Origin of the sequence: Rhodococcus sp. 05-2254-2, assembly GCF_002259095.1 — a bacterium.
Lineage (GTDB): Bacteria > Actinomycetota > Actinomycetes > Mycobacteriales > Mycobacteriaceae > Rhodococcoides.
Map to the genome: position 1 here is coordinate 347,874 of NZ_NOZJ01000019.1, position 23,715 is coordinate 371,588.

General features: G+C 65.9%; 20 protein-coding genes. 6 read left to right on the top strand and 14 right to left on the bottom strand.

Annotated features, from left to right (window positions below):
- Nucleotides 1–51 precede the first annotated feature (51 nt).
- Nucleotides 52–1,296 carry an MFS transporter gene (locus CH283_RS21340; protein WP_217901128.1) on the top strand — a complete coding sequence of 415 codons (1,245 nt, stop codon included), beginning with the start codon at nucleotides 52–54 and terminating at the stop codon, nucleotides 1,294–1,296.
- 79 nt (nucleotides 1,297–1,375) lie between these two features.
- On the opposite strand, the gene CH283_RS21345 is transcribed toward CH283_RS21340, so the two are convergent.
- The 5 genes from CH283_RS21345 to CH283_RS21365 form a co-directional block, all read right to left on the bottom strand.
- Complete coding sequence (locus CH283_RS21345) at nucleotides 1,376–2,386, bottom strand: 3-isopropylmalate dehydrogenase (RefSeq protein ID WP_094642253.1); 1,011 nt, start codon at nucleotides 2,384–2,386, stop codon at nucleotides 1,376–1,378.
- Nucleotides 2,387–2,435: 49 nt separating this feature from the next.
- Nucleotides 2,436–4,031, bottom strand: a complete 1,596-nt coding sequence (serA, locus tag CH283_RS21350) for a phosphoglycerate dehydrogenase (protein WP_094642254.1) — start codon at nucleotides 4,029–4,031, stop codon at nucleotides 2,436–2,438.
- 185 nt (nucleotides 4,032–4,216) lie between these two features.
- Nucleotides 4,217–5,218 carry a ketol-acid reductoisomerase gene (ilvC, locus tag CH283_RS21355; protein ID WP_170944858.1) on the bottom strand — a complete coding sequence of 334 codons (1,002 nt, stop codon included), beginning with the start codon at nucleotides 5,216–5,218 and terminating at the stop codon, nucleotides 4,217–4,219.
- 60 nt (nucleotides 5,219–5,278) lie between these two features.
- On the bottom strand, nucleotides 5,279–5,782 hold the full coding sequence (ilvN, locus tag CH283_RS21360; protein ID WP_032397758.1) for an acetolactate synthase small subunit: 504 nt from the start codon (nucleotides 5,780–5,782) through the stop codon (nucleotides 5,279–5,281).
- Nucleotides 5,779–7,734, bottom strand: coding sequence for an acetolactate synthase large subunit (locus CH283_RS21365; RefSeq protein ID WP_068049511.1), 1,956 nt, complete (start codon nucleotides 7,732–7,734; stop codon nucleotides 5,779–5,781). The genes ilvN and CH283_RS21365 overlap by 4 nt, the downstream gene beginning before the upstream one ends.
- Nucleotides 7,735–7,991: 257 nt before the next feature.
- On the opposite strand from CH283_RS21365, the gene CH283_RS28420 reads away from it, so the two are divergent.
- Together CH283_RS28420 and ilvD are read left to right on the top strand one after the other, a co-directional pair.
- Entirely contained in the window at nucleotides 7,992–8,546 is a 555-nt protein-coding gene (locus tag CH283_RS28420; RefSeq protein ID WP_255183282.1) for a PH domain-containing protein, read from the top strand.
- A gap of 60 nt (nucleotides 8,547–8,606) precedes the next feature.
- A complete protein-coding gene (gene ilvD, locus CH283_RS21375; RefSeq protein WP_094642255.1) occupies nucleotides 8,607–10,448 on the top strand; it encodes a dihydroxy-acid dehydratase in 1,842 nt (613 codons plus the stop codon).
- Between the two features lie 75 nt (nucleotides 10,449–10,523).
- On the opposite strand, the gene CH283_RS21380 is transcribed toward ilvD, so the two are convergent.
- Nucleotides 10,524–11,513 carry a DoxX family protein gene (locus tag CH283_RS21380; RefSeq protein ID WP_094642256.1) on the bottom strand — a complete coding sequence of 330 codons (990 nt, stop codon included), beginning with the start codon at nucleotides 11,511–11,513 and terminating at the stop codon, nucleotides 10,524–10,526.
- 93 nt (nucleotides 11,514–11,606) lie between these two features.
- Between CH283_RS21380 and CH283_RS21385 the strand changes: the two genes are divergently transcribed.
- Entirely contained in the window at nucleotides 11,607–12,755 is a 1,149-nt protein-coding gene (locus CH283_RS21385) for a PQQ-dependent sugar dehydrogenase (protein ID WP_094642257.1), read from the top strand.
- A gap of 61 nt (nucleotides 12,756–12,816) precedes the next feature.
- On the opposite strand, the gene gatB is transcribed toward CH283_RS21385, so the two are convergent.
- Entirely contained in the window at nucleotides 12,817–14,328 is a 1,512-nt protein-coding gene (gene gatB / locus CH283_RS21390) for an Asp-tRNA(Asn)/Glu-tRNA(Gln) amidotransferase subunit GatB (RefSeq protein WP_094642258.1), read from the bottom strand.
- A gap of 126 nt (nucleotides 14,329–14,454) precedes the next feature.
- On the opposite strand from gatB, the gene CH283_RS21395 reads away from it, so the two are divergent.
- Nucleotides 14,455–14,919, top strand: coding sequence for an acyl-CoA thioesterase (locus tag CH283_RS21395; protein WP_255183300.1), 465 nt, complete (start codon nucleotides 14,455–14,457; stop codon nucleotides 14,917–14,919).
- A gap of 23 nt (nucleotides 14,920–14,942) precedes the next feature.
- Here the strand turns inward: CH283_RS21395 and CH283_RS21400 are convergent, their stop codons facing one another.
- From CH283_RS21400 to gatC, 4 genes are all read right to left on the bottom strand, one after another.
- On the bottom strand, nucleotides 14,943–15,974 hold the full coding sequence (locus tag CH283_RS21400) for an ATP-dependent 6-phosphofructokinase (protein WP_094642260.1): 1,032 nt from the start codon (nucleotides 15,972–15,974) through the stop codon (nucleotides 14,943–14,945).
- A gap of 127 nt (nucleotides 15,975–16,101) precedes the next feature.
- Nucleotides 16,102–17,181, bottom strand: coding sequence for an alpha/beta hydrolase (locus CH283_RS21405; RefSeq protein WP_255183283.1), 1,080 nt, complete (start codon nucleotides 17,179–17,181; stop codon nucleotides 16,102–16,104).
- Nucleotides 17,182–17,187: 6 nt separating this feature from the next.
- Nucleotides 17,188–18,660, bottom strand: a complete 1,473-nt coding sequence (gatA, locus tag CH283_RS21410) for an Asp-tRNA(Asn)/Glu-tRNA(Gln) amidotransferase subunit GatA (RefSeq protein WP_094642261.1) — start codon at nucleotides 18,658–18,660, stop codon at nucleotides 17,188–17,190.
- A complete protein-coding gene (gatC, locus tag CH283_RS21415; protein WP_068045762.1) occupies nucleotides 18,657–18,956 on the bottom strand; it encodes an Asp-tRNA(Asn)/Glu-tRNA(Gln) amidotransferase subunit GatC in 300 nt (99 codons plus the stop codon). The genes gatA and gatC overlap by 4 nt, the downstream gene beginning before the upstream one ends.
- A 307-nt stretch (nucleotides 18,957–19,263) precedes the next feature.
- Between gatC and CH283_RS21420 the strand changes: the two genes are divergently transcribed.
- Nucleotides 19,264–19,914, top strand: coding sequence for an amino acid-binding protein (locus tag CH283_RS21420; protein WP_068045765.1), 651 nt, complete (start codon nucleotides 19,264–19,266; stop codon nucleotides 19,912–19,914).
- Between the two features lie 31 nt (nucleotides 19,915–19,945).
- Here the strand turns inward: CH283_RS21420 and ligA are convergent, their stop codons facing one another.
- The 3 genes from ligA to CH283_RS21435 form a co-directional block, all read right to left on the bottom strand.
- Entirely contained in the window at nucleotides 19,946–21,994 is a 2,049-nt protein-coding gene (ligA, locus tag CH283_RS21425) for an NAD-dependent DNA ligase LigA (RefSeq protein WP_094642450.1), read from the bottom strand.
- A 157-nt stretch (nucleotides 21,995–22,151) separates the two neighbouring features.
- The gene (locus tag CH283_RS21430) at nucleotides 22,152–22,334 is read right to left on the bottom strand and encodes a hypothetical protein (protein WP_068045768.1); all 183 of its coding nucleotides are present in this window, start codon (nucleotides 22,332–22,334) and stop codon (nucleotides 22,152–22,154) included.
- 64 nt (nucleotides 22,335–22,398) lie between these two features.
- Nucleotides 22,399–23,586 carry a GGDEF domain-containing protein gene (locus tag CH283_RS21435; RefSeq protein ID WP_082898580.1) on the bottom strand — a complete coding sequence of 396 codons (1,188 nt, stop codon included), beginning with the start codon at nucleotides 23,584–23,586 and terminating at the stop codon, nucleotides 22,399–22,401.
- Nucleotides 23,587–23,715: the final 129 nt, after the last annotated feature.

Consider the following 23,715-nt stretch of genomic DNA (forward strand, 5'->3'; position numbering starts at 1 on the left):
TCCGGTTCCATATCGCAAGAAACAACGTCCATATATTGAGATGGAGAATTGATGGACGCCACCGCGCAGCTGTCCGACATCGGCGAGTTCAGGCGATGGTTCATGCTTGCCCTCGGCATGCTCGCGCAGACCGCAGGCGCGGTGTTCATCAACGGCGCAGCGTTTCTCATTCCCGCCCTGCACGACGACCGCGGCCTGAGCCTGCCCGCCGCCGGACTCGTCGTCGCCATGCCCACCGTGGGCATCATGTTCACCCTGATCGCCTGGGGTGTGTTGGTCGATCGGATCGGCGAAAGACTGGTTCTCGCAGTCGGGCTCGGCCTGACGGCGCTCGCCGCTGCAGCCGCCGTGTTCACCACCTCCGTTGCTCTGCTGGCAATCCTGCTCCTGCTCGGCGGAATGGCAGCGGCGAGTGCGAACAGCGCCAGCGGACGTGTGGTGGTCGGCTGGTTTCCGCCGCAGCGTCGTGGATTGGCCATGGGAATCAGACAGATGTCGGTCCCTCTGGGCGTCGCCATCGCAGCCCTGACCATCCCACCCATCGCCCGGGACCACGGCGTCGGAGCGGCACTGCTCGTACCCGCGGCCGTGTGCGCAACAGCCGCAGTGATGTGTCTGGCAGTCGTCGACCCCCCGCGTCCCAATCGCATCGATGCAGCGGAGCAGGGTCTGCTCGACAATCCGTACCGGGGCAGCAGGCAGCTGTGGCGCATTCACGCCACCTCGATCCTGTTGGTGGTGCCGCAGTACGTGGTCTGGACGTATGCGCTCGTATGGCTGATGACCGACCGAGGATGGACGGCAGCGGCGGCGGGCGTCCTCGTCACGGTGACGCAAATTCTCGGCGCACTGGGCCGGATGAGCGTCGGCGCGTTGTCCGATCGAGTCGGCAGCCGCATGCGGCCCCTCCGATGGGTCGCGGTGACCGCCGCAATCAGCATGCTCGGACTCGGAGTGGCCGACTGGTTCGACTCCCCCGTCGCGATCGTCATGCTCGTCGTCGCGTCGGTCGCCACCGTTGCCCCGAACGGTCTTGCCTTCACCGCTGTTGCCGAGATATCAGGACCGTATTGGAGCGGACGCGCCCTCGGCGTGCAGAACACGAGTCAATACGTGTTCGCGTCGGCCGTGCCGCCGGTGTTCGGGGCCCTCGCGGCGGTCAGCTTTCCCGTCGCATTCCTGGTGTCGGCGGTCTTCCCCGCACTCTCCGTACCGATCGTCCCCGACGATCCACGTCCCGAAAGTCCCGACCAGAAGGCCGACAGTCCCGAAAAGAATTCCGATCGCGCCGGCTGATCCAGCACGGTGGGGATGTCCGGAAACACGAAATGCCACGGTGGCCGGTCGGCCTACCGTGGCATTCGTGTCGGTTCGGCTAGAGGCGAGCGGCGATTCGTGCGCCGATCTCTTTCGTCGACGCAGTCGTGGTTCCTCGCTGCGCGAGGTCCGAGGCGACAGCGGCTTCCACTCGCGCCGCTCCCGCCGCATCGCCGAGATGATCGAGTAGCAACGACACCGACAGGATGGCCGCCGTCGGATCGGCCTTCTGCTGCCCTGCGATGTCGGGAGCGCTGCCGTGCACGGGCTCGAACATGCTCGGATTGGTACCGGTCGCATCGATGTTTCCGCTTGCGGCCAAACCGATTCCACCGGTCACCGCCGCCGAGAGGTCGGTCACGATGTCGCCGAACAGATTGTCGGTGACGATGACGTCGAACCGGCCCGGGTCGGTCACGAGGTGAATCATCGCGGCATCGATGTGTTGGTACGCGACCTCGACGTCCGGGAACTCCGTCGCGACCTCGTTCACCGTGCGAGCCCAGAGGCTGCCGGCGAACGTGAGCACGTTGGTCTTGTGCAGCAGCGTCAGGTGCTTGCGCCGTGTCAGAGCCCGCTCGAACCCGTTGCGCACCACCCGCTCGACGCCGTAGCGGGTGTTGACACTGACCTCGGTGGCCACCTCGTGCGGCGTGCCGACGCGAAGCGCTCCACCGTTTCCGGTGTACGGACCTTCGGTGCCCTCACGCACGACCACGACGTCGATCTGCTTGTCACCGGCCAACGGCCCGACCACTCCGGGGTACAGCTTGGCCGGACGCAGATTGATGTGGTGATCGAGCTCGAACCGAGCTCGCAACAACAGTCCACGCTCGAGCACGCCGCTGGGCACCGACGGATCTCCGATGGCTCCCAACAGAATTGCGTCGTGCTCACGCAGTTCCGCCAACACCGAGTCCGGCAGCAGTTCTCCGGTGGCGTTGTAGCGACGAGCACCGAGGTCGTACTCGGTCTTCTCGGCTCCGGGTGCAACCACGTCGAGCACGGCGAGCGCCTCGGTGACGACCTCGGGTCCGATTCCGTCCCCGGCGATGACGGCCAGCTTCATCTCACTCCTCGTGATTGTTCGACTTCGTTCGATCGACTGCGAGCGATGCTCAGGACAGGTCGACCAGCTCGATGGTGGACGCGCCGACCGCCGATGCGATGCTCGCGCTCAGCTCGTCCGGAACGTCCTTGTCGACGCGCAGCAGAATCGTTGCACCGTCGCCCTCGGAGTCCTGGCTCAGGGCGGCGGCCTGGATGTCGATGCCGGCATCGCCGAGCAGGGTGCCGATCCGGCCGAGGCTGCCGGGCTGATCCGCGTAGTTGACGATCAGGTTCTTGCCCTCGGCACGGAGGTCGAAGTTGCGACCGTTGATGTTGACGATCTTCTCGACCTGCGTGGTGCCGGTCAGCGTGCCCGCGACGTTGAGCACCGAACCGTCGCCGTAGACGGCGCGAATGTCGACGACGCTGCGGTGGTTCTCGCTCTCGGAGGCTGTGGTGACCTCGGCGGTGACGCCACGCTCCTCGGCGAGCGAGGGGGCGTTGACGAACGTGACCGCGTCCTCGATGACGGCGGAGAAGAGTCCGCGCAGCGCCGAGAGCTTGAGGATCTCGACGTCCTCGGTGGCGAGTTCGCCGCGAACGTCGACCGACAGCGAGGTGGGAAGTTCGGTGGACAGAGCGCCGAGCAGCACACCCTGCTTGCGCACGATCTCGAGCCACGGGGAGACCTCCTCGCCCACGGCACCACCCTTGACGTTGACGGCGTCGGGCACGAATTCGCCTGCGAGAGCAAGCAATACGGACTTGGCGACGTCGGTGCCCGCGCGGTCCTGGGCCTCGGTCGTCGACGCGCCGAGGTGCGGGGTGACGACGACCTGAGGCAGCTCGAACAGCGGGCTGTCGGTGCACGGCTCGGAGGCGTACACGTCGATTCCCGCGGCGAAGACGTGGCCACTGGTGATGGCGTCGGCCAGGGCCTGCTCGTCGACCAGTCCACCGCGAGCGGCGTTGACGACGATGACACCGGGCTTGGTCTTGGCGAGGGCTTCCTTGCCGATGATTCCCTTGGTCTCCGGGGTCTTCGGCAGGTGAACCGAGAACATGTCGGCGCGCTCGAGCAGCTCGTCCAGGCTCACCAGCTCGATGCCGAGCTGGGCGGCACGCGCGGCCGAGACGTAGGGGTCGTAGGCGATGATGTGGGTCTCGAATGCAGCGAGACGCTGCGCGAACAGCTGACCGATGCGGCCGAGTCCGACGACGCCGACGGTCTTGCCGAAGATCTCGACACCGTTGAACTTGCTGCGCTTCCACTCGTGCTGACGCAGGGTGGCGTCGGCAGCGGGAATCTGGCGCGCGGCGGAGAGCAACAGCGTCACCGCGTGCTCAGCAGCGGTGTGGATGTTGGACGTCGGGGCGTTGACGACGAGGACACCGCGCTCGGTGGCTGCAGGTACGTCGACGTTGTCCAGGCCGACACCGGCGCGGGCGACGATCTTGAGCTTGGTTCCGGCGGCCAGAACCTCGGCGTCGACCGTGGTCGCGGAACGCACCAGGATCGCGTCGGCCTCGGGAACCGCGGCGAGCAGCGCGGGGCGATCCGGGCCGTCGACCCAACGGACCTCGACGCCGTCGCCCAATGCCTCGACGGTGGACGGCGCAAGTTTGTCGGCGATCAGAACGACAGGACGGCCTGGCTGGCTCACGTGAAAAACTCCCTATGTCGGTTCGAGACTGTTGTCGATGAAAATTCGGAGCTGGTGCAGCAGAAACAGTTTAGAGGCCGGAGACGTCGAGCTGCGACGCCACCTGGTGCACGCACCGAAGGGCACCCCTACCGATGCAGGGGTGCCCTTCGATCAGCATGCGTGCGAACGTGATTCGATGAGAATCAAGCCGTTTCGGTGATCGGGCGATCGACCCAGCTCATCAGGTCGCGCAGCTTCTTGCCGGTGACCTCGATGGGGTGCTCGGCGTTTGCCTTGCGCAGGCCTTCGAGCTCGGTGTTGCCGTTCTCGACGTTGGCGACCAGGCGACGGGTGAACTCACCCGACTGGATGTCGGCCAGGATGGCCTTCATGCGCTCCTTGGTGCCTGCGTCGATCACGCGCGGGCCCGAGAGGTAGCCACCGAACTCCGCGGTGTCGGACACCGAGTAGTTCATCCGAGCGATGCCGCCCTCGTACATGAGGTCGACGATGAGCTTGAGCTCGTGCAGCACCTCGAAGTACGCCATCTCGGGCGCGTAGCCGGCTTCGACCATGACCTCGAAGCCCGTCTTGACGAGCTCCTCGGTGCCACCGCACAGCACGGCCTGCTCGCCGAAGAGGTCGGTCTCGGTCTCTTCTTTGAACGTGGTCTTGATGACGCCTGCGCGCGTTCCACCGATACCCTTGGCCCAGGACAGGGCCAGTGCCTGACCTTCGCCCTTGGGGTCCTGGTCGATGGCGATGAGCGCGGGAACACCCTTGCCGTCGACGAACTGGCGACGCACGAGGTGGCCGGGGCCCTTGGGTGCGACCATGCCGACGGTGACGAACTCCGGAGCCTTGATCAGGTCGAAGTGGATGTTGAGACCGTGGCCGAAGAACAGCGCGTCGCCGTCCTTCAGGTTGGGCTCGATCTCCTCGGAGAAGATCTTGGCCTGTGCGGTGTCCGGTGCGAGCACCATGATCACGTCGGCCCATTCGGACACCTCGGCGGGAGTGCCGACCTTCAGGCCCTGCTCCTCCGCCTTGGCGCGGGACTTCGAGCCCGCTGCCAGGCCGATGCGCACATCGACACCGGAGTCGCGCAGGCTCAGCGAGTGCGCGTGGCCCTGGCTTCCGTAACCGATCACAGCGACCTTGCGGCCCTGAATGATCGACAGATCAGCATCGTCGTCGTAGAACATCTCGACTGCCACTGTTTGTAACCTTTCCTCTTCGATTTCGCTGAAAATCACGTCCGCCGCTCAGCGCGACGCTGTGATCGATTTCGGTCCACGTCCGACGGCAACGACTCCCGACTGAACTATTTCTCGAATTCCATAGGGGTCCAACATCTTCAACAACGCATCGAGCTTCGAGCGGGTGCCCGTCGCCTCGACCGTCACGGCCTCGGGAGACACGTCGATCACCTTGGCGCGGAACAGGTTCACCGTTTCGATGACCTCACTGCGCACACTGGCGTCGGCGCGGACCTTGATCAGCACCAACTCGCGAGCCACCGAGGAGTCGTCGTCCTGCTCGACGATCTTGATGACGTTGATGAGCTTGTTGAGCTGCTTGGTCACCTGTTCGAGCGGGAATTCGTCGACGGTCACCACGATCGTCATCCGCGAGATCTCGGGAATCTCGGTGCCGCCGACGGCAAGCGAGGAGATGTTGAATCCACGGCGCGAGAACAGCGCGGCGACGCGGGCCAGCACACCTGGCTTGTCCTCGACGAGGACGCTGAGGGTATGGCTCGTGCTCACTTGTCGGTGCCTTTCACGTCGTCGATCTGCGGGTGCGGGGCCTGCTCGCGCTCCATGGCCTCGTCGAGGCCTGGCTCGCTGCCCACGGTCTCGTCCTCGTCGAACAGCGGACGGATTCCGCGGGCGGCCATGATCTCGTCGTTGCCCGTTCCGGCAGCGACCATCGGCCACACCTGCGCGTCGGCTCCGACGATGAAGTCGATGACGACCGGACGATCGTTGATCGCTCGTGCCTGCGCGATCACCGCATCGACGTCCTCTTCCCGCTCGCACCGCAGCCCGACGCAACCGAGCGCCTCGGCGAGCTTCACGAAATCGGGGATGCGGACGGCACCGTGGGTACCGAGGTTGGTGTTGGAGTAGCGCTCCTCGTAGAACAGCGTCTGCCACTGGCGGACCATGCCGAGGTTGCCGTTGTTGATGAGGGCGACCTTGATCGGGATGCCCTCGACCGCACAGGTCGCGAGTTCCTGGTTGGTCATCTGGAAGCATCCGTCACCGTCGATGGCCCACACCTCGGCGTCGGGGAGGCCCCTCTTGGCACCCATTGCGGCCGGGACCGCGTACCCCATCGTGCCGAGGCCACCCGAGTTGAGCCACGTGCGCGGCTTCTCGTAGTTGATGAACTGCGCGGCCCACATCTGGTGCTGACCGACGCCGGCGCAGTAGATCGCGTCGGGTCCGGCGAACTTGCCGACCGAGCTGATGACGAACTCCGGGGACATCGATCCGTCGGCCGGGCGGTCGTAGCTCAGCGGGTAGGTCTTGCGGATGCCGTTCAGGTAGACCCACCACTGCTCGAGGTCGAGCGTGGTTCCGGTCGCGCGGTCCGCCCGCAGCGCCTCGATGAGTTCGGTGATGACCTCACGGCAGTCGCCGACGATCGGCACGTCCGCGTAGCGGTTCTTGCCGATCTCGGCCGGGTCGATGTCGGCGTGGATGACCTTGGCATCGGGGGCGAAGGACGAGAGCTGACCGGTGACTCGGTCGTCGAACCGGGCACCGAGCGTGATCAGCAGATCGCTCCGCTGCAACGCGGCCACCGCGGCGACGGTGCCGTGCATACCCGGCATTCCGAGGTTCTGATTGTGCGAGTCGGGGAACGCGCCGCGAGCCATCAGAGTGGTCACGACCGGGATTCCGGTCAGTTCGGCGAGCTCGAGCAGTTCCGCCGAGGCGTCGGCCTTGATGACGCCGCCGCCCACGTACAGCACCGGCTGCTTGGCGTCGGCGATGTAGCGGGCCGCTTCGCGGACCTGCTTGCCGTGCGGCTTGGTGACCGGACGGTATCCGGGCAGACGCATCTCCGGCGGCCACGAGAACGTGGTCTGCGCCTGCAGCACATCCTTGGGGATGTCGACGAGCACGGCACCGGGACGGCCGGAGGAGGCGATGTAGAACGCCTCGGCCATGATGCGCGGGATGTCGGCACCGTCGGTGATGAGGAAGTTGTGCTTGGTGACCGGCATCGTGATACCCGAGATGTCGGCTTCCTGGAAGCCGTCCGTTCCGATCAGACTGCGGGCGACCTGACCGGTGATCGCGACGACCGGAACCGAATCCATCTGAGCGTCGGCCAATGGGGTCACGAGGTTGGTCGCGCCGGGACCGGACGTCGCCATGCAGACGCCGACCTTGCCGGTCGCCTGGGCGTAGCCCGTCGCGGCGTGGCCCGCACCCTGCTCGTGGCGCACCAGAATGTGGCGCACCTTCACGGAGTCGAAGAGCGGGTCGTAGACCGGGAGAACCGCGCCACCGGGAATGCCGAATACGGTGTCGACGTCGAGTTCTTCGAGGGCTCGGACGACCGACTGTGCGCCGGTGACCTTCTCCGGTGCGACGTGGCGTCGCGAACCGTTGGTCGCCGCTTCTGCGGACGGGCTGGTCGACGGGCTGGAGGCTGTCCCCGACTTACGGGTCGTGGGCCCTGGGCGTGCGGTTGGTGCGCTCACTGATTGCTTCCTCAGGAATGTGAAATTGCTGGGCGATCTCTGGGCAAGAAAAAACCCCCGTCAGCCTGAGCTGTACGAGGGTGGCGCGTCGATGCGAGTTTGAACAACCGGCTCAGGCGTTGACGCGCCGGCCGATTACGAGTATCCAATTCCGCTTCACGCGCTCGACGGTAGGCGCGCGCACAGGGAAGAGTCAAACTCGTCACGACGCAATCCCATTATGTGAGATCGCGTAGATGCAATGCGAAGATGAATGGGTGTCGTCTTCGCAGCAGTCCGAACCACCTCGGCCATCATCCCACACCGCATCCGAGTCACCGAACGGTGCCGAGGGAGCGCAACCATCGAGAACCCAGGTCATTCGAGTCCCGCGCCTCGCGCTCCTCGGCGTCGGCCTGCTGTTGTTCGGCACCGGACTGACTGCCGCCAGCTGGCCCGCGGCCATGGGATGGCTGCTGATCCTGCCGATCGTCGCGGGCATCTGGGTGTTTCGAGTGCGCACGGTCATCTCTCCCGAGGCGATCACGGCTCGACGGTTCGTCGGTTCGGATGTGATCGCGTGGGAATCGGTGGCGGGTCTGCACTTCCCGGATCGCCGCTGGGCGCGGGTGGTCCTGACCGACAAGAGCGAGAAGTCGTTGCCGCTGGTGCGATTCGATCTGCTCCCCCAACTCGCCGCGGCCAGCGGCGGCCGGATCACCGACCCCTATGCCGCTGCCGCAGCCGCAGCCGCAGCCGAGGCCGAAGCTCGAGACCTCGAGGACGGCGAGGACCGCGAGAACGGCGACGAACAGGCAGCGAAGGAGCAGTAGTCGGCGGCGAGTAACCTCGTCGCTGCGAGAAACCGCCGCAACGAACGAGGACAACGCACTATGCCGCCGCTACGCTCACGGGTCACCACTGTCGGACGCAATGCCGCGGGCGCGCGCTCGCTGTGGCGCGCCACCGGAATGACCGATTCGGATTTCGGAAAGCCCATCGTCGCCATCGCGAACTCGTACACCCAGTTCGTCCCCGGCCACGTGCACCTGAAGAACGTCGGTGAGATCGTCGCCGACGCCGTCCGAGCGGCAGGCGGAGTTCCCCGGGAGTTCCACACCATCGCCGTCGACGACGGGATCGCCATGGGCCACGGCGGCATGCTGTACTCGCTGCCCAGCCGCGAGATCATCGCCGACTCCGTCGAGTACATGGCCAATGCGCACACCGCCGACGCGCTCGTCTGTATATCCAACTGCGACAAGATCACTCCCGGCATGCTCAATGCTGCAATGCGCCTGAACATCCCGGCCGTGTTCGTCTCCGGTGGACCGATGGAGGCGGGCAAGGCCGTGGTCGTCGACGGCGTCGCGCAGGCACCGACCGACCTGATCACCGCGATCTCCGCCAGCGCCAACGACGCCGTGTCCGAGGCAGGGCTCGACGAGGTCGAGCGCAGCGCGTGCCCCACGTGCGGCTCGTGCTCGGGCATGTTCACGGCGAACTCGATGAACTGCCTCACCGAGGCGCTCGGCCTGGCACTGCCCGGCAACGGCTCCACCCTGGCCACTCACCAGGCCCGTCGAGCACTGTTCACGCGTGCCGGCACCACCATCGTCGAGGCCGCTCTGAAGTACTACCGCGACGAGGACGAATCCGTACTCCCTCGCAACATCGCCACTCCGGCCGCGTTCCGCAACGCGATGGCTCTCGACGTGGCGATGGGAGGGTCAACCAACACGGTGCTGCACACCCTCGCCGCCGCACAGGAGGGCGAGGTCGACTTCGACCTCGACACCATCGACGCCATCAGCCGTAAGGTCCCGTGCCTGTCGAAGGTCTCCCCCAATTCCGATTACCACATGGAAGACGTGCACCGCGCCGGCGGAATCCCGGCTCTCCTCGGCGAACTGCGGCGCGCGAACCTGCTCGAAACCGACGTCTCGACCGTGCACACGAAGAGCTTCGACGAATGGCTCGACACGTGGGACATCCGATCCGGCAAGGCGTCCGCCGAGGCCGTCGAGTTGTTCCACGCCGCCCCGGGTGGTGTGCGCACCGTCGAACCGTTCTCCACGGGAAACCGCTGGTCCTCGCTCGACACCGACGCCGCAGGCGGCTGCATCCGCGATCTCGAACATGCCTACACGGTCGAGGGTGGCCTGGTGGTACTGCGCGGCAACATCGCCGTCGACGGTGCGATCCTCAAGACCGCAGGCATCGACGAGGACCTGTTCTCCTTCCAGGGTCCGGCACTGGTCGTCGAGTCGCAGGAAGAAGCCGTCTCGGCCATCCTGCAGAAGAAGATTCAGCCCGGTGACGTGCTGGTCGTTCGCTACGAGGGCCCTAAGGGCGGTCCGGGCATGCAGGAGATGCTGCACCCGACGGCTTTCCTCAAGGGTGCCGGTCTGGGCAAGGTCTGCGCACTGATCACCGATGGCCGCTTCTCCGGCGGAACGTCGGGACTGTCCATCGGACACATTTCCCCCGAGGCCGCGGCCGGCGGTGTGATCGGACTCGTGGAGAACGGCGACCAGGTCCGGATCGACGTCGCGACCCGCACCCTCGAGATCCTCGTCGACGAGGAGACCCTCGAGACGCGACGCGCGAAGATGAACGCGTCCGAGCGCCCCTGGCAGCCGGTCGACCGCCAGCGCACGGTCACCACCGCTCTGCGCGCGTACGCCGCGTTGGCGACATCGGCGGACAAGGGTGCAGTTCGCTACGTCCCCTGAGGGTGAAACGCACGTGAGCGGAACGTCGTAGCAGGCTACGAAGTTCCGCTCACGTGGTCTGGACCGTATCCGGAGTCAGCGGACGACTGGGTTGGCCCCGTTGAGGAAGATCCAGATGCACACGCCCGCGGCGATACCGACGACGAGTGCGAGGAACGAACCGATCCGCGGCCGGGTGGCCCATCCGCGTCGGCCGTCGAATGCGATCTTGCCCGGGCCCGTGAGAATGATCGCGGCAGCGGCGAAGCCGAGAACCGTCTCGTACTCCACGCCGCCGGTGCCCGAGAACTGCAGTCCGGGCTCGACGGCTTGCTTGAAGCACCAGGCGTTGATGATCGTGGCCAGCACAGCGGCACCCGCCAGTGGCGTTGCCAGACCGAGTATCAGCAGCGCTCCACCGAGAGTCTCGCCTGCCGCGGCCGCGATCGCGAGGATCTCCGAGTAGCGGAATCCGGAAGTCTCCAGCAGGTTCTGAAATCCGTCGAGGCCGGGGCCGTTCCACAGTCCCACGAGCTTCTGCAGTCCGTGACCGAGAAACACCGCGCCGATGGTGACGCGAAGGATGAACAGGCCCAGGTCGGTGCTGCCGCGGCGCGCGGGAACCTCGACGGTCTCCGTACGAATCTCCGGCTCTGACGCGACTGCTGCTGCCGGAGCCGCGGCTGCGGTGGTGCCCAGATACTCGGTGGAGCGATCGGAATAGGCACTCGACGACGTGTTGTCGGAGGCCGATGGGCGGTCGGTCGGCGAATCGGCGAAGGCGGACGGGCGATATGCCTGCATCTTCTCCGTCGGCTGTGCATCGGCCGAGCGTGCATCGGACGAGCGTGCATCGGACGAGGACGAGTGCGGAAAGTCGAGTTCGTCGTCGGTTCGTGGCAGTCGGTCCGAACGCTGAGCGCCGAACGCCGTGGTCGGCGCACCCGAGGTGTCGGTGCGGTCGGACGCCGGCGTCTCGGAGGTGGAACGCGAGGGTGGAATCTTCTCCGTGGGGTTGTCGTACGGGCTCTCGGCCGGTTCGTACGGCGTATCCGGCCGGTTGGGGTCGCGCGGTGTATCGGTCACCTCTCCACACTAGAGCCGATGAGTGCTCCTCACCGACGTTGACGCTCACGGCCGCGTGGCGAGTCTCCCCCGACGTTCCGTACCGTTCGAAGTATGAAGCCGGTCGGAGCGTCGCCACGAACTGCAACCGCTGCCGTCGTCGCCCTGTCGATGACCGCTGCCCTGCTCGCCGGGTGCGCCCGATTCGACGACTCGAATGCGTCGCCGTTCACTCCTGCGCCGGAGGTGGGCGCGGCCGAACTGGAGCCGACGACCCCCAGCGAGACGACGCCGCCGTCCGATCCCGATGCACCGCCACCGCCGTCCGGTCCGTGTGTCGACCCCGATCCGGCGGTCATCGCGACATGCCTGGACACCACGGGCGGGCTGGTAGCGCTCCCCGACGGACAGTCGGCGCTGGTTGCCGAGCGTCGCACCGGTCGCATCATGGAGGTCACCGCCGGCCGGACGCCGGTCGAGGTGGCGCGAATCGATGTCGACGGCACCGGCGACGGCGGCCTTCTCGACATCGCGTTGTCTCCGACGTACATCGAGGACGGGTTGCTCTACGCCCTCATCACCACATCCGCAGACACCAGGGTGGTCCGCCTGGCTCAGGGCGATGTACCCAAGGACATCCTGACCGGTATCCCCCGCGGCTCGACGGGCAATCGCGGGGCGATCGACTTCTACACGCCGAACGAATTGCTCGTCCTCACCGGCGACAACGGCGATCCGGGTGCGGCTGCCAGCCCGAACTCATTGTCCGGCAAGTTGTTACGGGTGACCTCACTGTCGCCGACAACGAACCCGCCGCGGCCGCAGATCGCGCTCAGCGGTATCGGTACGGCGGGCGACGTCTGCACCGACGGCACCGGAAACATCTACGTCACCGACCGCACCGCGCTCGAGGATCGCCTGCAGCGCATCGACTCACTGGGCGCAGTGTTCAACCCTGTGTGGACGTGGCCGGACCGTCCGGGTGTTGCCGGATGCGCAGCGGGAGAAGGTGGCGTGGCGGTTGCACTCACAACGGCCAAAGCTGTTGCAGCACTGACCACGGACGCGAACACCGGAGCTGTCTCGGCCGAACCGACACTGCTGATCCAGGACGAGTACGGCCAGTTGAACGGCGCGACGAGCTCGGCCGATGGACAGATTCTGGTGGGCACCGTCAACAAGAACGGTGCGGAGCCCGGACCCACCGACGACCGCGTCGTCAAAGTGCCGTTCCCCGGCGGCGGCGGAGGCGGTTTCGACTGAACGAGAAACGACCGAGGCCGAGCGCTCGATTGCGCTCGGCCTCGGTCGTTTTCCGTCGTGATCAGGGCTGGCCGCAGGCCTCTAGTACGAGTTCCTTGACGCGAGCGGCATCGGCTTGGCCGCGTGTCGCCTTCATCACCGCACCGACGATGGCCCCGGCGGCCTGAACCTTGCCGCTGCGGATCTTCTCCACCACACCGGGATTCGCTGCGAGCGCCTCGTCCACGGCGGCCTGCAACTTGGTGTCGTCCTTCTCCAGTACGAGATTGCGCGCAGCCATGACCTCTGCAGGCTCACCCTCGCCCGCCAGCACCCCGTCCACGACCTGACGGGCACCGTTGTTGTTGAGCTTGCCGTCCGCGACCAACGCCGCCACCTCGGCGACCTGAGCCGGGGTGATGGACAGATCGGTCAGTTCGACTCCGGCGATGTTGGCCTGCTGCGCCAGGTACGACACCCACCACGACCGCGCCGCCTGCGCCGACGCACCCGCCTCGACCGTCGCCGCGACGAGCTCGAGCGCACCGGAATTCACCAGATCGCGCATCTCCTCGTCGGAGACACCCCACTCCTTCTGAATCCGACCGCGGCGCAACCACGGCAGCTCGGGCAACGTCGTCCGAAGCTCCTCGATCCAGGCCGCGTCGGGAGCGACGGGCGCAAGATCGGGCTCGGGGAAGTAGCGGTAGTCCTCGGCGGTCTCCTTCTTGCGGCCGGCGGTGGTGGTTCCGTCCGACTCCTGGAAGTGCCGAGTCTCCTGCGTCACCTCTCCGCCCGATTCGAGAACCGCTGCCTGACGCCGCATCTCGTACCGAACGGCAACCTCGACGCTCTTGAGCGAGTTGACGTTCTTCGTCTCGGTGCGCGTGCCGAATTCGGTTGCCGTCTTCTCCATCAGAGACACGTTGGCATCGCAGCGCAACGAGCCCTGATCCATCCGCACATCGGACACGTTCAGCGACTTCAACAGGTCGCGCAACGCGGTGACGTACGCCCGGGCGACCTCGGGCGCACGGGCACCGGTTCCGGTGATGGTCTTGGTCACGATCTCCACCAACGGAACCCCGGCACGGTTGTAATCGAGCAGCGAATGCGACGCCCCCTCGATACGGCCGGTCGCACCGCCCACATGCGTCGACTTACCGGTGTCCTCCTCCATGTGCGCGCGCTCGATCTCGACTCGAAACGTACTGCCGTCGTCGAGCAACACATCGAGGTAGCCCTCGGTGGCGATGGGCTCGTCGTACTGCGAGATCTGATAGTTCTTCGGCTGATCCGGGTAGAAGTAGTTCTTGCGAGCGAACCGTCCCCACGGGGTGATCGAGCAATTGAGCGCCAGCCCGATCCGAATCGCCGACTCCACCGCAGCCGAATTCACCACCGGAAGCGCGCCGGGAAGGCTCAGGCACACCGGGCACACCTGGGTGTTCGGCTCGGCACCGAATTCGGTGGGGCAGCCGCAGAACATCTTGGTCGCCGTGCCCAACTCCACGTGGACCTCCATGCCCAACACGGGGTCGAACTTGGCGAGCACATCGTCGTAATCGATCAGATCGACGGTTGCAGCAGTCATGGTCAGTAGTTTATGCACCGACTACCTGGGTCGTTCCTGCAGGCTCCACTCCCGTACGACGCGCGAGTAACCACGTGCACTCGTTACCGTGCACGGGTGACTCCCCCAGAGAAGCAGACACTGTCCATGACCGTGCTGATGACACCCGACATGGCCAACTTCTCGGGCAACGTCCACGGCGGCACGATTCTCAAGTTCCTGGACCAGGTGGCGTACGCCTGCGCCAGCCGCTACGCGGGGGCCTATGTCGTGACTCTGTCGGTCGATCGCGTCGTGTTTCGCGAACCCATCCACGTCGGAGAACTGGTCACGTTCTCTGCGTCGGTCAACTACACCGGCCGCACCTCCATGGAGGTCGGTATCCGCGTGGAAACCGAGAACATTCAGCGCGGTGAATTGCGCCACACCAACAGCTGCTACTTCACCATGGTCGCGATCGGCGACGACGGCAAGCCGAAGACATTGCCCCAGTTGACGCCGACCACCGAAGTCGGTGCTCAGCGCTTCGAGGCAGCGCGGCGACGGCGCGAACTACGCCGCGAGACCGAGGAACGCGAGGCCGAAATCCAGGAGGCAGCCGGTCGCATCTGACGGCTCACGACGCCACACCGAATTCAGCCGAAGAATGCGGCGGCATCGTCGTATCGGGTCTGCGGTACCCGCTTGAGTTGCTTGGTGGCCTCGGCCAGAGACACCAGGCCGATCTCGGTGCCGCGCAACGAGACCATCTTGCCGAAGTCTCCCGAATGCGCCGCATCGGTCGCGTTGACGCCGAATCGTGTTGCGAGAACACGGTCGTACGGCGTCGGCGTTCCACCGCGCTGGACATGGCCCAGCACCGTGGTGCGTACTTCCTTGTTGATACGGCGCTCGATCTCGACGCCGAGCTGGTGGGCAACTCCGGTGAATCGAACGTGGCCGAACTCGTCGATTCCGCCGTCGAGAAGCTGCATCGAGCCCTCGATCGGCTTGGCACCCTCGGCGACGACACAGATGAAGTGCGAGTCTCCGCGCTGAAAACGCTTGCGCACCAACGTGCACACCTCTTCGACGTCGAACGGCTGCTCGGGAATGAGCGTCATGTGCGAACCGGACGCCAGGCCGGCGTGCAGAGCGATCCACCCCGCGTGCCGTCCCATCACCTCGACGAGCATCACGCGCTGATGGGATTCTGCGGTGCTGTGCAGTCGGTCGATCGCATCGGTGGCGATGGTCAGAGCCGTGTCGAAGCCGAATGTGACGTCGGTGCAATCGATGTCGTTGTCGATCGTCTTGGGCACACCGACCACCGGCACACCCTCTTCCGACAACCACGCGGCAGCGGTGAGGGTTCCTTCGCCGCCGATCGGGATCAACACGTCGATGCCGTTGTCCTCGAGAGTCTGCTTGACCCGATCGAGTCCGGCGCGCAACACATCCGGATTGGTGCGGGCGGTGCCGAGCATCGTGCCGCCCTTGGTGAGCAACCGGTCGTTGCGGTCGTCGTTACGCAGTTGCACTCGACGGTCTTCGAGAAGACCGCGCCATCCGTCCTGGAAACCGACGACGGTGGAGCCGTACCGGGCGTCCGCGGTGCGTACGACTGCGCGGATCACCGCATTGAGCCCTGGGCAATCGCCGCCTCCGGTCAGAACTCCGATGCGCATCGATTTTCGCCTCTCTGCTCGCAGGTCCGTGAAGCGGACCCGGTGACGGACGTCAGCCTAATCGGGCGTGGGATGCTGCGCGCGTCGGTACCGTTCGGTGCTCACTTCGTCGAGGCGAGGCCGTGCGTCAGTCGAGCAGACCCACACGCTCGCCGAGCCAGTCCATCTCCTGTTCCAGCGCCGGGGCCCAGACCTGCATCGAATGCCCGCCGGGCAGCTCGCTGTAGTGCACGTCGAGACCCGCGGACTCTGCGGCCCTGTATGTTCGCTCGGTCTGCGGCCGGAACTCTTCGTCGTCGGCTCCCACGACGAAGGCACCGGCCGAATCGGGAAAGCTGTTGCGCGAGAGTATGTTCAGCGGCGTCATGCGCTCGAACCGCGCCTCGTTCGCCGGGGTGTCCGTGCCGTATGCCGCTGCAACGGACTCGCTTCTCGTGCCCCGACGTTGCTCGTCCTCACCCGAGATGTCGAGAAAGGTGGGGTACACCGACGGTGCTGTCACCGCCAGCTGCAGCGCGCACGTTCCCCCGTAGGAATACCCGCCGACCGCCCAGGCCCTCGGATCCGAGGACACCCGAAAATTCGACCGAATCCAGTGCGGCACATCGACCGACAAGTACGTCGCGGCATTTCCGAGATTCGAATCCATGCACATCGGATTCGCCTCGGTGTCACCCAGACCGTCGGCCACCACGACGATCGGAGCCGCACCGCCGTGCCGCGCCGCGAAGGCGTCCATCGTCTGCGCCAGACGACCACCCTCGATCCAGTCGACGACGTGGCCGGGTTGGCCGGTGAGCAGCACCAGCACCGGTAGATCGCTCGCTCCGGCGTCGTACGACGCCGGAACGTAGACGGTGGCGGGCCGCGCGGCGAAGTGCGACACAGTGCCGGGCACGTCCACATCGACCAACCTTCCGGTGCCCTCGGTCACGGCCGGACGGTGGCCCAGCGCCACGGCCACCGTCGGGTATCGAGTGACGGTCAGATTGGTGAGCACCGTCGCCGCCAACAGAAGCGACGCCACGAGACCGAGAGCGCTCAGCGGGCCGAACACCGCTCCCAGTGCGCGGCCTCGCCGGACCCGCAGGACGACAGCGACGGCCAGGACCGACGTCACGACAACGGCCGCCGTCGACGCGAGCACGGGCACTGCACCGGAGAGCAAGGGCAGATGAGCCAGATCGGCAGCCCACCGATGCAGCACCTCGAACTACCTCAGATCGCCGCGAGCGGCCTCGTATGCGGCACCGACGCGGTAGAGCCGCTCGTCCGCGAACGCCGGAGCCATGATCTGCAGACCCACGGGTAGTCCGTCCTCGGTGGCAAGACCCGACGGAACCGACATCGCGCAGTGACCGGCAAGGTTGGTCGGCAGCGTGCAGAGGTCGTTGAGGTACATCGCCATCGGGTCGCCGACCTTGTCCCCCAACGGGAATGCCGTCGTCGGGGTCGTCGGCGACACCAGCACGTCGACCTTCTCGTATGCGGCATCGAAGTCACGTGCGATGAGCGTGCGCACCTTCAGAGCAGAGCCGTAGTAGGCGTCGTAATATCCCGCGGAGAGGGCGTACGTCCCGATCATGATGCGACGCTTGACTTCCGGCCCGAACCCCTGCGCGCGCGTGGTGGCCATGACCTGCTCGGCGCTGTGCTTGCCGTCGTCCCCCGCACGCAATCCGTACCGCATGCCGTCGAACCGAGCCAGGTTGGACGACACCTCCGACGGAAGGATCAGGTAATAAGCGGCCAGTGCATGCACGAAGTTGGGGCACGACACCTCGACCACCTCGGCACCGAGTTCGGTGAGTGCGGCGACCGCAGCATCGAACGACGAGATCACACCGGGCTGGTACTTGTCCGAGTGCAATTCCTTCACCACACCGACGCGCACGCCCGTCAGGTCACCACGAGCACCCTCTCGTGCCGCTGCGACGACCGGTCGAACAGCCGTGTCGACCGATGTGGAGTCCCGCGCGTCGTATCCGGCGATGACCTCGTGCAGCAACGCGGTGTCGAGCACGGTCCGACCGCACGGGCCGCCCTGATCGAGTGACGAGGCACAGGCGATCAGTCCGTAGCGCGAGACGCTGCCGTAGGTCGGCTTGGTTCCCACGGTGCCGGTCAGAGCCGCCGGCTGACGGATCGATCCGCCGGTGTCGGTGCCGATGGCCAGCGGGGCCTGGTACGACGCGAGCGCCGCAGCACTGCCGCCGCCGGAGCCGCCGGGGATGCGAGTGGTGTCCCAGGGGTTCTTCGTCGGACCGTACGCCGAGTTCTCGGTGGACGAGCCCATCGCGAACTCGTCCATGTTGGTCTTGCCCAGCACCGGAATGCCCGCGGCCCGCAGCTTCGTGGTCAGCGTTGCGTCGTAGGGCGACATCCACCCGTCGAGAATCTTCGATCCGGCCGTCGTCGGCATGTCGGTCGTGGTGAACACGTCCTTGAGAGCAAGCGGCACGCCGGCCAGAGCCGAGGCAGGTGCGTCTCCCGCCGACAATCCCGCATCGACGTCGGTCGCTGCTGCGAGTGCCTCGGACCCCGCGACGTGCAGAAATGCGTGCAGGTCACCATCGACCTCGGAGATCCGGTCGAGATGCGCCCGGGTCACCTCGACGGCGCTGATCTCACGCGCGTGGATGCGGGTCGCGAGCTCGGACGCGTCGAGCTTCGTCAGGTCGGTCATTCGCTCTCTCCCAGAATCTGCGGCACCGCGAAACGGCCCTCCTCGGCGTTCGGTGCACCGGACAGCGATTGCTCCGGCGTCAGGCCGGGAACGATCACGTCGGGACGCGTGACGTTCACGATGTCACTGGGGTTGGCCGTCGGCGGAACGTCGTCCGTCGCCACCTCCGCCACTGCCTTGACGTGATGAAGAATCGAATCCAACTGACCGGCGAACTCGTCGAGTTCGGCGTCGCTGAGAGCCAAGCGCGACAGCCGGGCGAGGTGAGCGACCTCGTCGCGGGAGATGTCTGGCACCGCGTAGACCCCTTTCAGACGTGAGGAGCGGAGCCCGCAGAAGCGGCCCCGTATTCGTGCAGAGCGAACCTCACGGGTTCGCGAACGCGGTCCAGCCTAGTGCGCAGCATTACGCAGGCTTCACTCACGCCTCGTGGCTTGCGTCGAGTGTCGGAATTGTCACGGCCCGCGTTGCGCGACGTACCGGACAGGTCGAAGATGCAAGGATTGCTCGCGCCGGGGTGCACAGTGTTCCCTTCTGCCAGCCAGCAACGACCGCTGACGCTGGGGTGGCCGCAGTACGCCAGAAGTCGAAAGGGAGCGTGACATGTCCTACCTGCTCCGCGTCCAACTGCCGGATCGTCCGGGCAGCCTCGGATCGTTGGCCGTCGCGCTCGGGTCGGTCGGGGCGGACATCCTCTCCCTCGACGTCATCGAACGCGGCGACGGTTATGCGGTCGACGATCTGGTGGTCGACGTTGCTCCGGGTTCGCTTCCGGACACGCTGATCACTGCTGCCGAGAACCTCACCGATGTCCGGGTCGATTCCATCCGCCCGTACACCGGCGTCCTCGACACGCATCGCGAACTGGAACTGATCGATCGGGTCGCCGCGGCGTCCGACGATCGACTCCAGGTGCTCGTCGACGGAGCGCCCCGTGTCCTTCGAGTGGGGTGGAGCACCGTCGTTGCCACCAACGCGCACGGCCCGTTCCGGCTGGTGGGCAGCTCCGGTGCTCCCGAGACTCACGCCGCCGAGCTACCGTGGTTTCCGCTGAACGCCCCCGCTGCTCTGGACTCCGACGCCGAGTGGGTGCCCCAGGTATGGCGCGACATGGACACCAAGATCGCCGCTGCTCCCCTCGGTACCACCGGCACCGTGCTGATGCTGGGCAGGCCGGGCGGCCCGGAGTTCAGGCCCTCGGAGGTCGCCCGCCTCGGTTATCTCGCCGGCATCGTCGCGACGGTACTGAACTGACGCACCGATGCACTGACGCGTCCTGGCTCGGTCAGTCCGCCGATCCGGGTTCTGCTTCGGTCGGAGCCACGGCCTCGGGTCCCTCGGTCAACAGCAGGGTGAAACCCGCTTCGTCGAGTACCGGCACGCCGAGCTCGATTGCCTTGTCGTGCTTGGACCCCGGAGCCTCGCCGACGACCACGAACGCCGTCTTCTTGGACACCGAACCTGCAGCCTTGCCACCTCGCAACAGAATCGCTTCCTTGGCCTCGTCACGCGAGTAGGACGTCAGCGACCCGGTGACCACGATCGAGAGCCCCTCCAGGTTCCGCTCGATCGACGCATCGCGCTCGTCTTCCATCCGCACGCCTGCTGCCTGCCACTTGTCGACGATGGCGCGGTGCCAGTCGACCTCGAACCACTCGGAGACTGCGGCCGCAATGGTGCCGCCCACCCCGTCGACCGCCGAGAGTTCCTCGACCGACGCCGCCCGTATCCGCTCGAGGCTGCCGAACTCCCCTGCCAGTGCCCTGGCTGCCGACGGCCCCACGTGCCGAATGGACAGACTGACCAGCACCCGCCACAGCGGCTGATTCCGTGCGGTGGCCAGGTTGTCGAGCAACTTTCGACCGGTGGCGGACAACGACCCGGATTTGGTGCGAAAGATCGCCGTCTTCATCAGGTCGTCCTCGGTGAGCGAGAACAGATCGCCCTCGTCCTCGATGGCCCCGGTGGCCAACAGGTCGGATGCGGCCTCGTACCCGAGGCCCTCGATGTCGAATCGCTGCCGCTCGGCGACGAAGAACACTCGCTCGCGGCGCTGCGCCGGGCAGAACTGCGAGTTGGGGCACCGCAGGTCGGCGTCACCCTCCTTGGCCGGTGCAAGTGGCGTCGAGCACTCCGGGCACTCGGTGGGCATGACGAACTCGGTCTCATCGCCGGTCCTGGCGTCGACGACCGGGCCGAGAACCTCCGGAATGACCTCTCCCGCTTTGCGAATGGTCACGGTGTCACCGATCAGAACGCCCTTGCGCTTGACCTCCGAACCGTTGTGCAGCGTCGCCAGCGACACTGTCGACCCGGCCACGAGCACCGGCGTCATGTACGCGAACGGCGTCACTCTGCCCGTCCGGCCCACGCTGACGCGGATGTCGAGCAGCGTCGTGGTGACTTCCTCCGGTGGGTACTTGTACGCGATGGCCCACCGCGGCGCGCGAGACGTCGTCCCCAGTCGACGATGCAGCGACATGTCGTCGATCTTGACGACCAGGCCATCGATCTCGTGTTCGACGTCGTGACGGTGCTGGTCCCAGTAGACGACCTTCTCGACGACTGCGTCGACGCCCTGCACGCGGGTCGTGTGGGTGGAAATGGGCAGCCCCCAGGAGCGAAGCGCCTCGTAGGCGTGCCACTGCGACTCCGGGGTGAAACCCACCATGCGACCGAAGCCGTGGCAGATCATTCCCAGACGTCGCTTGGAGGTGACCGCCGGATTCTTCTGTCGCAGCGACCCCGCCGCCGAGTTTCGTGGATTCGCGAACGGGGGCTTGCCCTCTGCCACGAGCGAGGCGTTGAGCGCCTGGAAATCCTCGAGCCGGAAGAAGACCTCGCCGCGCACTTCCAACAACTCCGGCACGGGGTACTGCTCGCTACCCGTCAGAGTGTCCGGGATGTCGTCGATCGTGCGTGCGTTGAGCGTCACGTCCTCACCGGTCCGCCCGTCACCTCGGGTGGCACCGCGCACTAGCGTCCCGTTCTCGTACACCAGATTCAGGGCGACGCCGTCGATCTTGACCTCGCACAGGTACTCCAGATCAGGCCCTGCCTCGGTCTCGACTCTTTTGGCCCAGGCACGCAACTCGTCGTGATCGAACACGTTGTCCAAGCTCAACATTCGTTCGAGATGGTCCACGGCGGTGAATTCCGTTGCGAAGCCTCCCCCGACGAGTTGCGTCGGTGAATCCGCGGTGCGCAGATCCGGGTGTGCTTCTTCCAGCTCGTTCAGCTCACGCAGCAACGCGTCGAACTCGCCGTCGGACACGATCGGGGCGTCGCGCACGTAGTAGCGAAACTGATGACCGCGTACTTCCTCGGCCAGCATCTGCCATCGCTCACGATCCGCCGACGACGCGGCATCGAGTTCGACACCGACGGTCCCTGCGGTCTCGTCGTTTCCTGCGGGCGGTTCGGTCGCTTCTGGCACGTGTCGAAGATTATCCGAACCCACCGACAGAGAAGCACGGGCTGCAGCGCAGCGACTACCGCCCCAGCAGACCCAGCAACAGCGTCGCGGCGATGATCGCCACCGCGCAGACACCGGCGGTCAAGGCGAATCCGGTCACGAAGGAGTCGGCGTAGATTCCGCCGAGCACGGAGGCCATCACCGACAACAGCACTCCGGCAGGCAGTCCACGTCGCTGAGCATCCGATAGCCGATACATCGCACGATCATCGCAGAGGTCCCACCCAGGCACACCGGCGCATCGAGCGACGTGGTGCTATGGCTCAGATCTCGTCGATGACCAAGCTGTTTCCTCCGGACTGCTTGGACCGGTACATCGCCGCGTCCGCCGTACGGGCTGCTCTGCCGACCACGGACTTCCCCACGTCCCACAGAGCCGAATCCTCGCGCAACAACGCCATTCCCACGCTGACGGTGACGGGGATGTCGTCGCGGTGGTCGCAGAGCATCCGAACCGCGTCGAAGCCGAGATCGACCATCCCCCGCGCATCACCGACCATGGCGACGAGGAACTCCTCGCCACCGGTTCGGGCGAGCACTCCGCCCTGATGCCGGACCAAGCGGCGCAGCCGATCGGCGACGCGCACGATCACTTCGTCGCCGCGGCTGTGCCCGAATCGGTCGTTGACGGACTTGAACTTGTCGATGTCGACAACCAGGAATGCCATGGACATGCCCCGCTTGCTGGCCTGATGCCACAGGTCCAGCAATTCGCTGTCGATGCCGCGCCGGTTGTACACCCCGGTCAGAGGATCGAGAACCGATCGCTTGGCGTCGTTGGACAGCGTCGTCCACGCCACCTGAGCGAACACCGGCACACCGACGGTGGCGAGAAGGAGAACCACGGTGGCCGTCGCCACCGAAGGCCCGTCGATGTATCCGACCTCGCCGTTCATCACTGCCAGGAACACGCGGACACCGAACCCGATGATGAACGTGGCGGTCCATACCAGGTGCGCCACCAGCAGCCGCGGACTGAGGAAGTAGGTGCAGAACGCCCCCGTGACGGCGAACAACACCGTTCCGATCAGGGAAGCGACAGGTGCGTACAGAATCAACACCGATGTCGTGAGAATGTCCCCGAAGGCCAGAAACGCGACGAAGAACTTCTTCCCGGGGATCGGCCCGAACACGCACCGTGCGGCGACGAACACCTGGGTGACGAGAACGAAGAGAACCCAGCCGATGGCCACACTGCCCTGAGGACCGAGATCGCTGAACAGCATCAGGATCGACGTGACGGCGTACATCATCGTGGCGGTGCCGAACACGGCACGAATGATCCCGGTCAGCGGACGGGTCGATCTGTGATTGAGGATCCACTCGAAATCGTGCGGAGCCCCGTACCAGTCGGAGGTGGCCGCGGCCAGTTTCGCCAGGAGACCTCGGCGGTGCCTGCCGGAACGCCGGAGGGAGGCAACCTCGTCGAAGTCGCGACCACCTGATGCCATTTCCGAACTCCCACGTATTCAACAGACCCCCAACGGCCATGTGAATAGTGTCACACCTGTTCGACGTACTAATTGTAGTGGGCTCGATCCTCCGGAGTCCGCGGTGTTTCACTCCGTCCGGCTGTGTGA

Excerpts from the sequence above, each read along its gene's own strand:
- CH283_RS21400 (WP_094642260.1), bottom strand. The coding sequence starts at position 15,974 with ATGCGCATCGGAGTTCTGACCGGAGGCGGCGATTGCCCAGGGCTCAAT.
- CH283_RS21420 (WP_068045765.1), top strand. The coding sequence starts at position 19,264 with ATGTCCTACCTGCTCCGCGTCCAACTGCCGGATCGTCCGGGCAGCCTC.
- gatB (WP_094642258.1), bottom strand. The coding sequence starts at position 14,328 with ATGACTGCTGCAACCGTCGATCTGATCGATTACGACGATGTGCTCGCC.
- gatA (WP_094642261.1), bottom strand. The coding sequence starts at position 18,660 with ATGACCGACCTGACGAAGCTCGACGCGTCCGAGCTCGCGACCCGCATC.
- CH283_RS21435 (WP_082898580.1), bottom strand. The coding sequence starts at position 23,586 with ATGGCATCAGGTGGTCGCGACTTCGACGAGGTTGCCTCCCTCCGGCGT.
- ilvD (WP_094642255.1), top strand. The coding sequence starts at position 8,607 with ATGCCGCCGCTACGCTCACGGGTCACCACTGTCGGACGCAATGCCGCG.
- CH283_RS21385 (WP_094642257.1), top strand. The coding sequence starts at position 11,607 with ATGAAGCCGGTCGGAGCGTCGCCACGAACTGCAACCGCTGCCGTCGTC.
- ilvC (WP_170944858.1), bottom strand. The coding sequence starts at position 5,218 with ATGTTCTACGACGACGATGCTGATCTGTCGATCATTCAGGGCCGCAAG.
- CH283_RS21395 (WP_255183300.1), top strand. The coding sequence starts at position 14,455 with ATGACCGTGCTGATGACACCCGACATGGCCAACTTCTCGGGCAACGTC.
- ligA (WP_094642450.1), bottom strand. The coding sequence starts at position 21,994 with ATGCTGGCCGAGGAAGTACGCGGTCATCAGTTTCGCTACTACGTGCGC.
- CH283_RS21340 (WP_217901128.1), top strand. The coding sequence starts at position 52 with ATGGACGCCACCGCGCAGCTGTCCGACATCGGCGAGTTCAGGCGATGG.
- CH283_RS21430 (WP_068045768.1), bottom strand. The coding sequence starts at position 22,334 with ATGTATCGGCTATCGGATGCTCAGCGACGTGGACTGCCTGCCGGAGTG.
- CH283_RS21345 (WP_094642253.1), bottom strand. The coding sequence starts at position 2,386 with ATGAAGCTGGCCGTCATCGCCGGGGACGGAATCGGACCCGAGGTCGTC.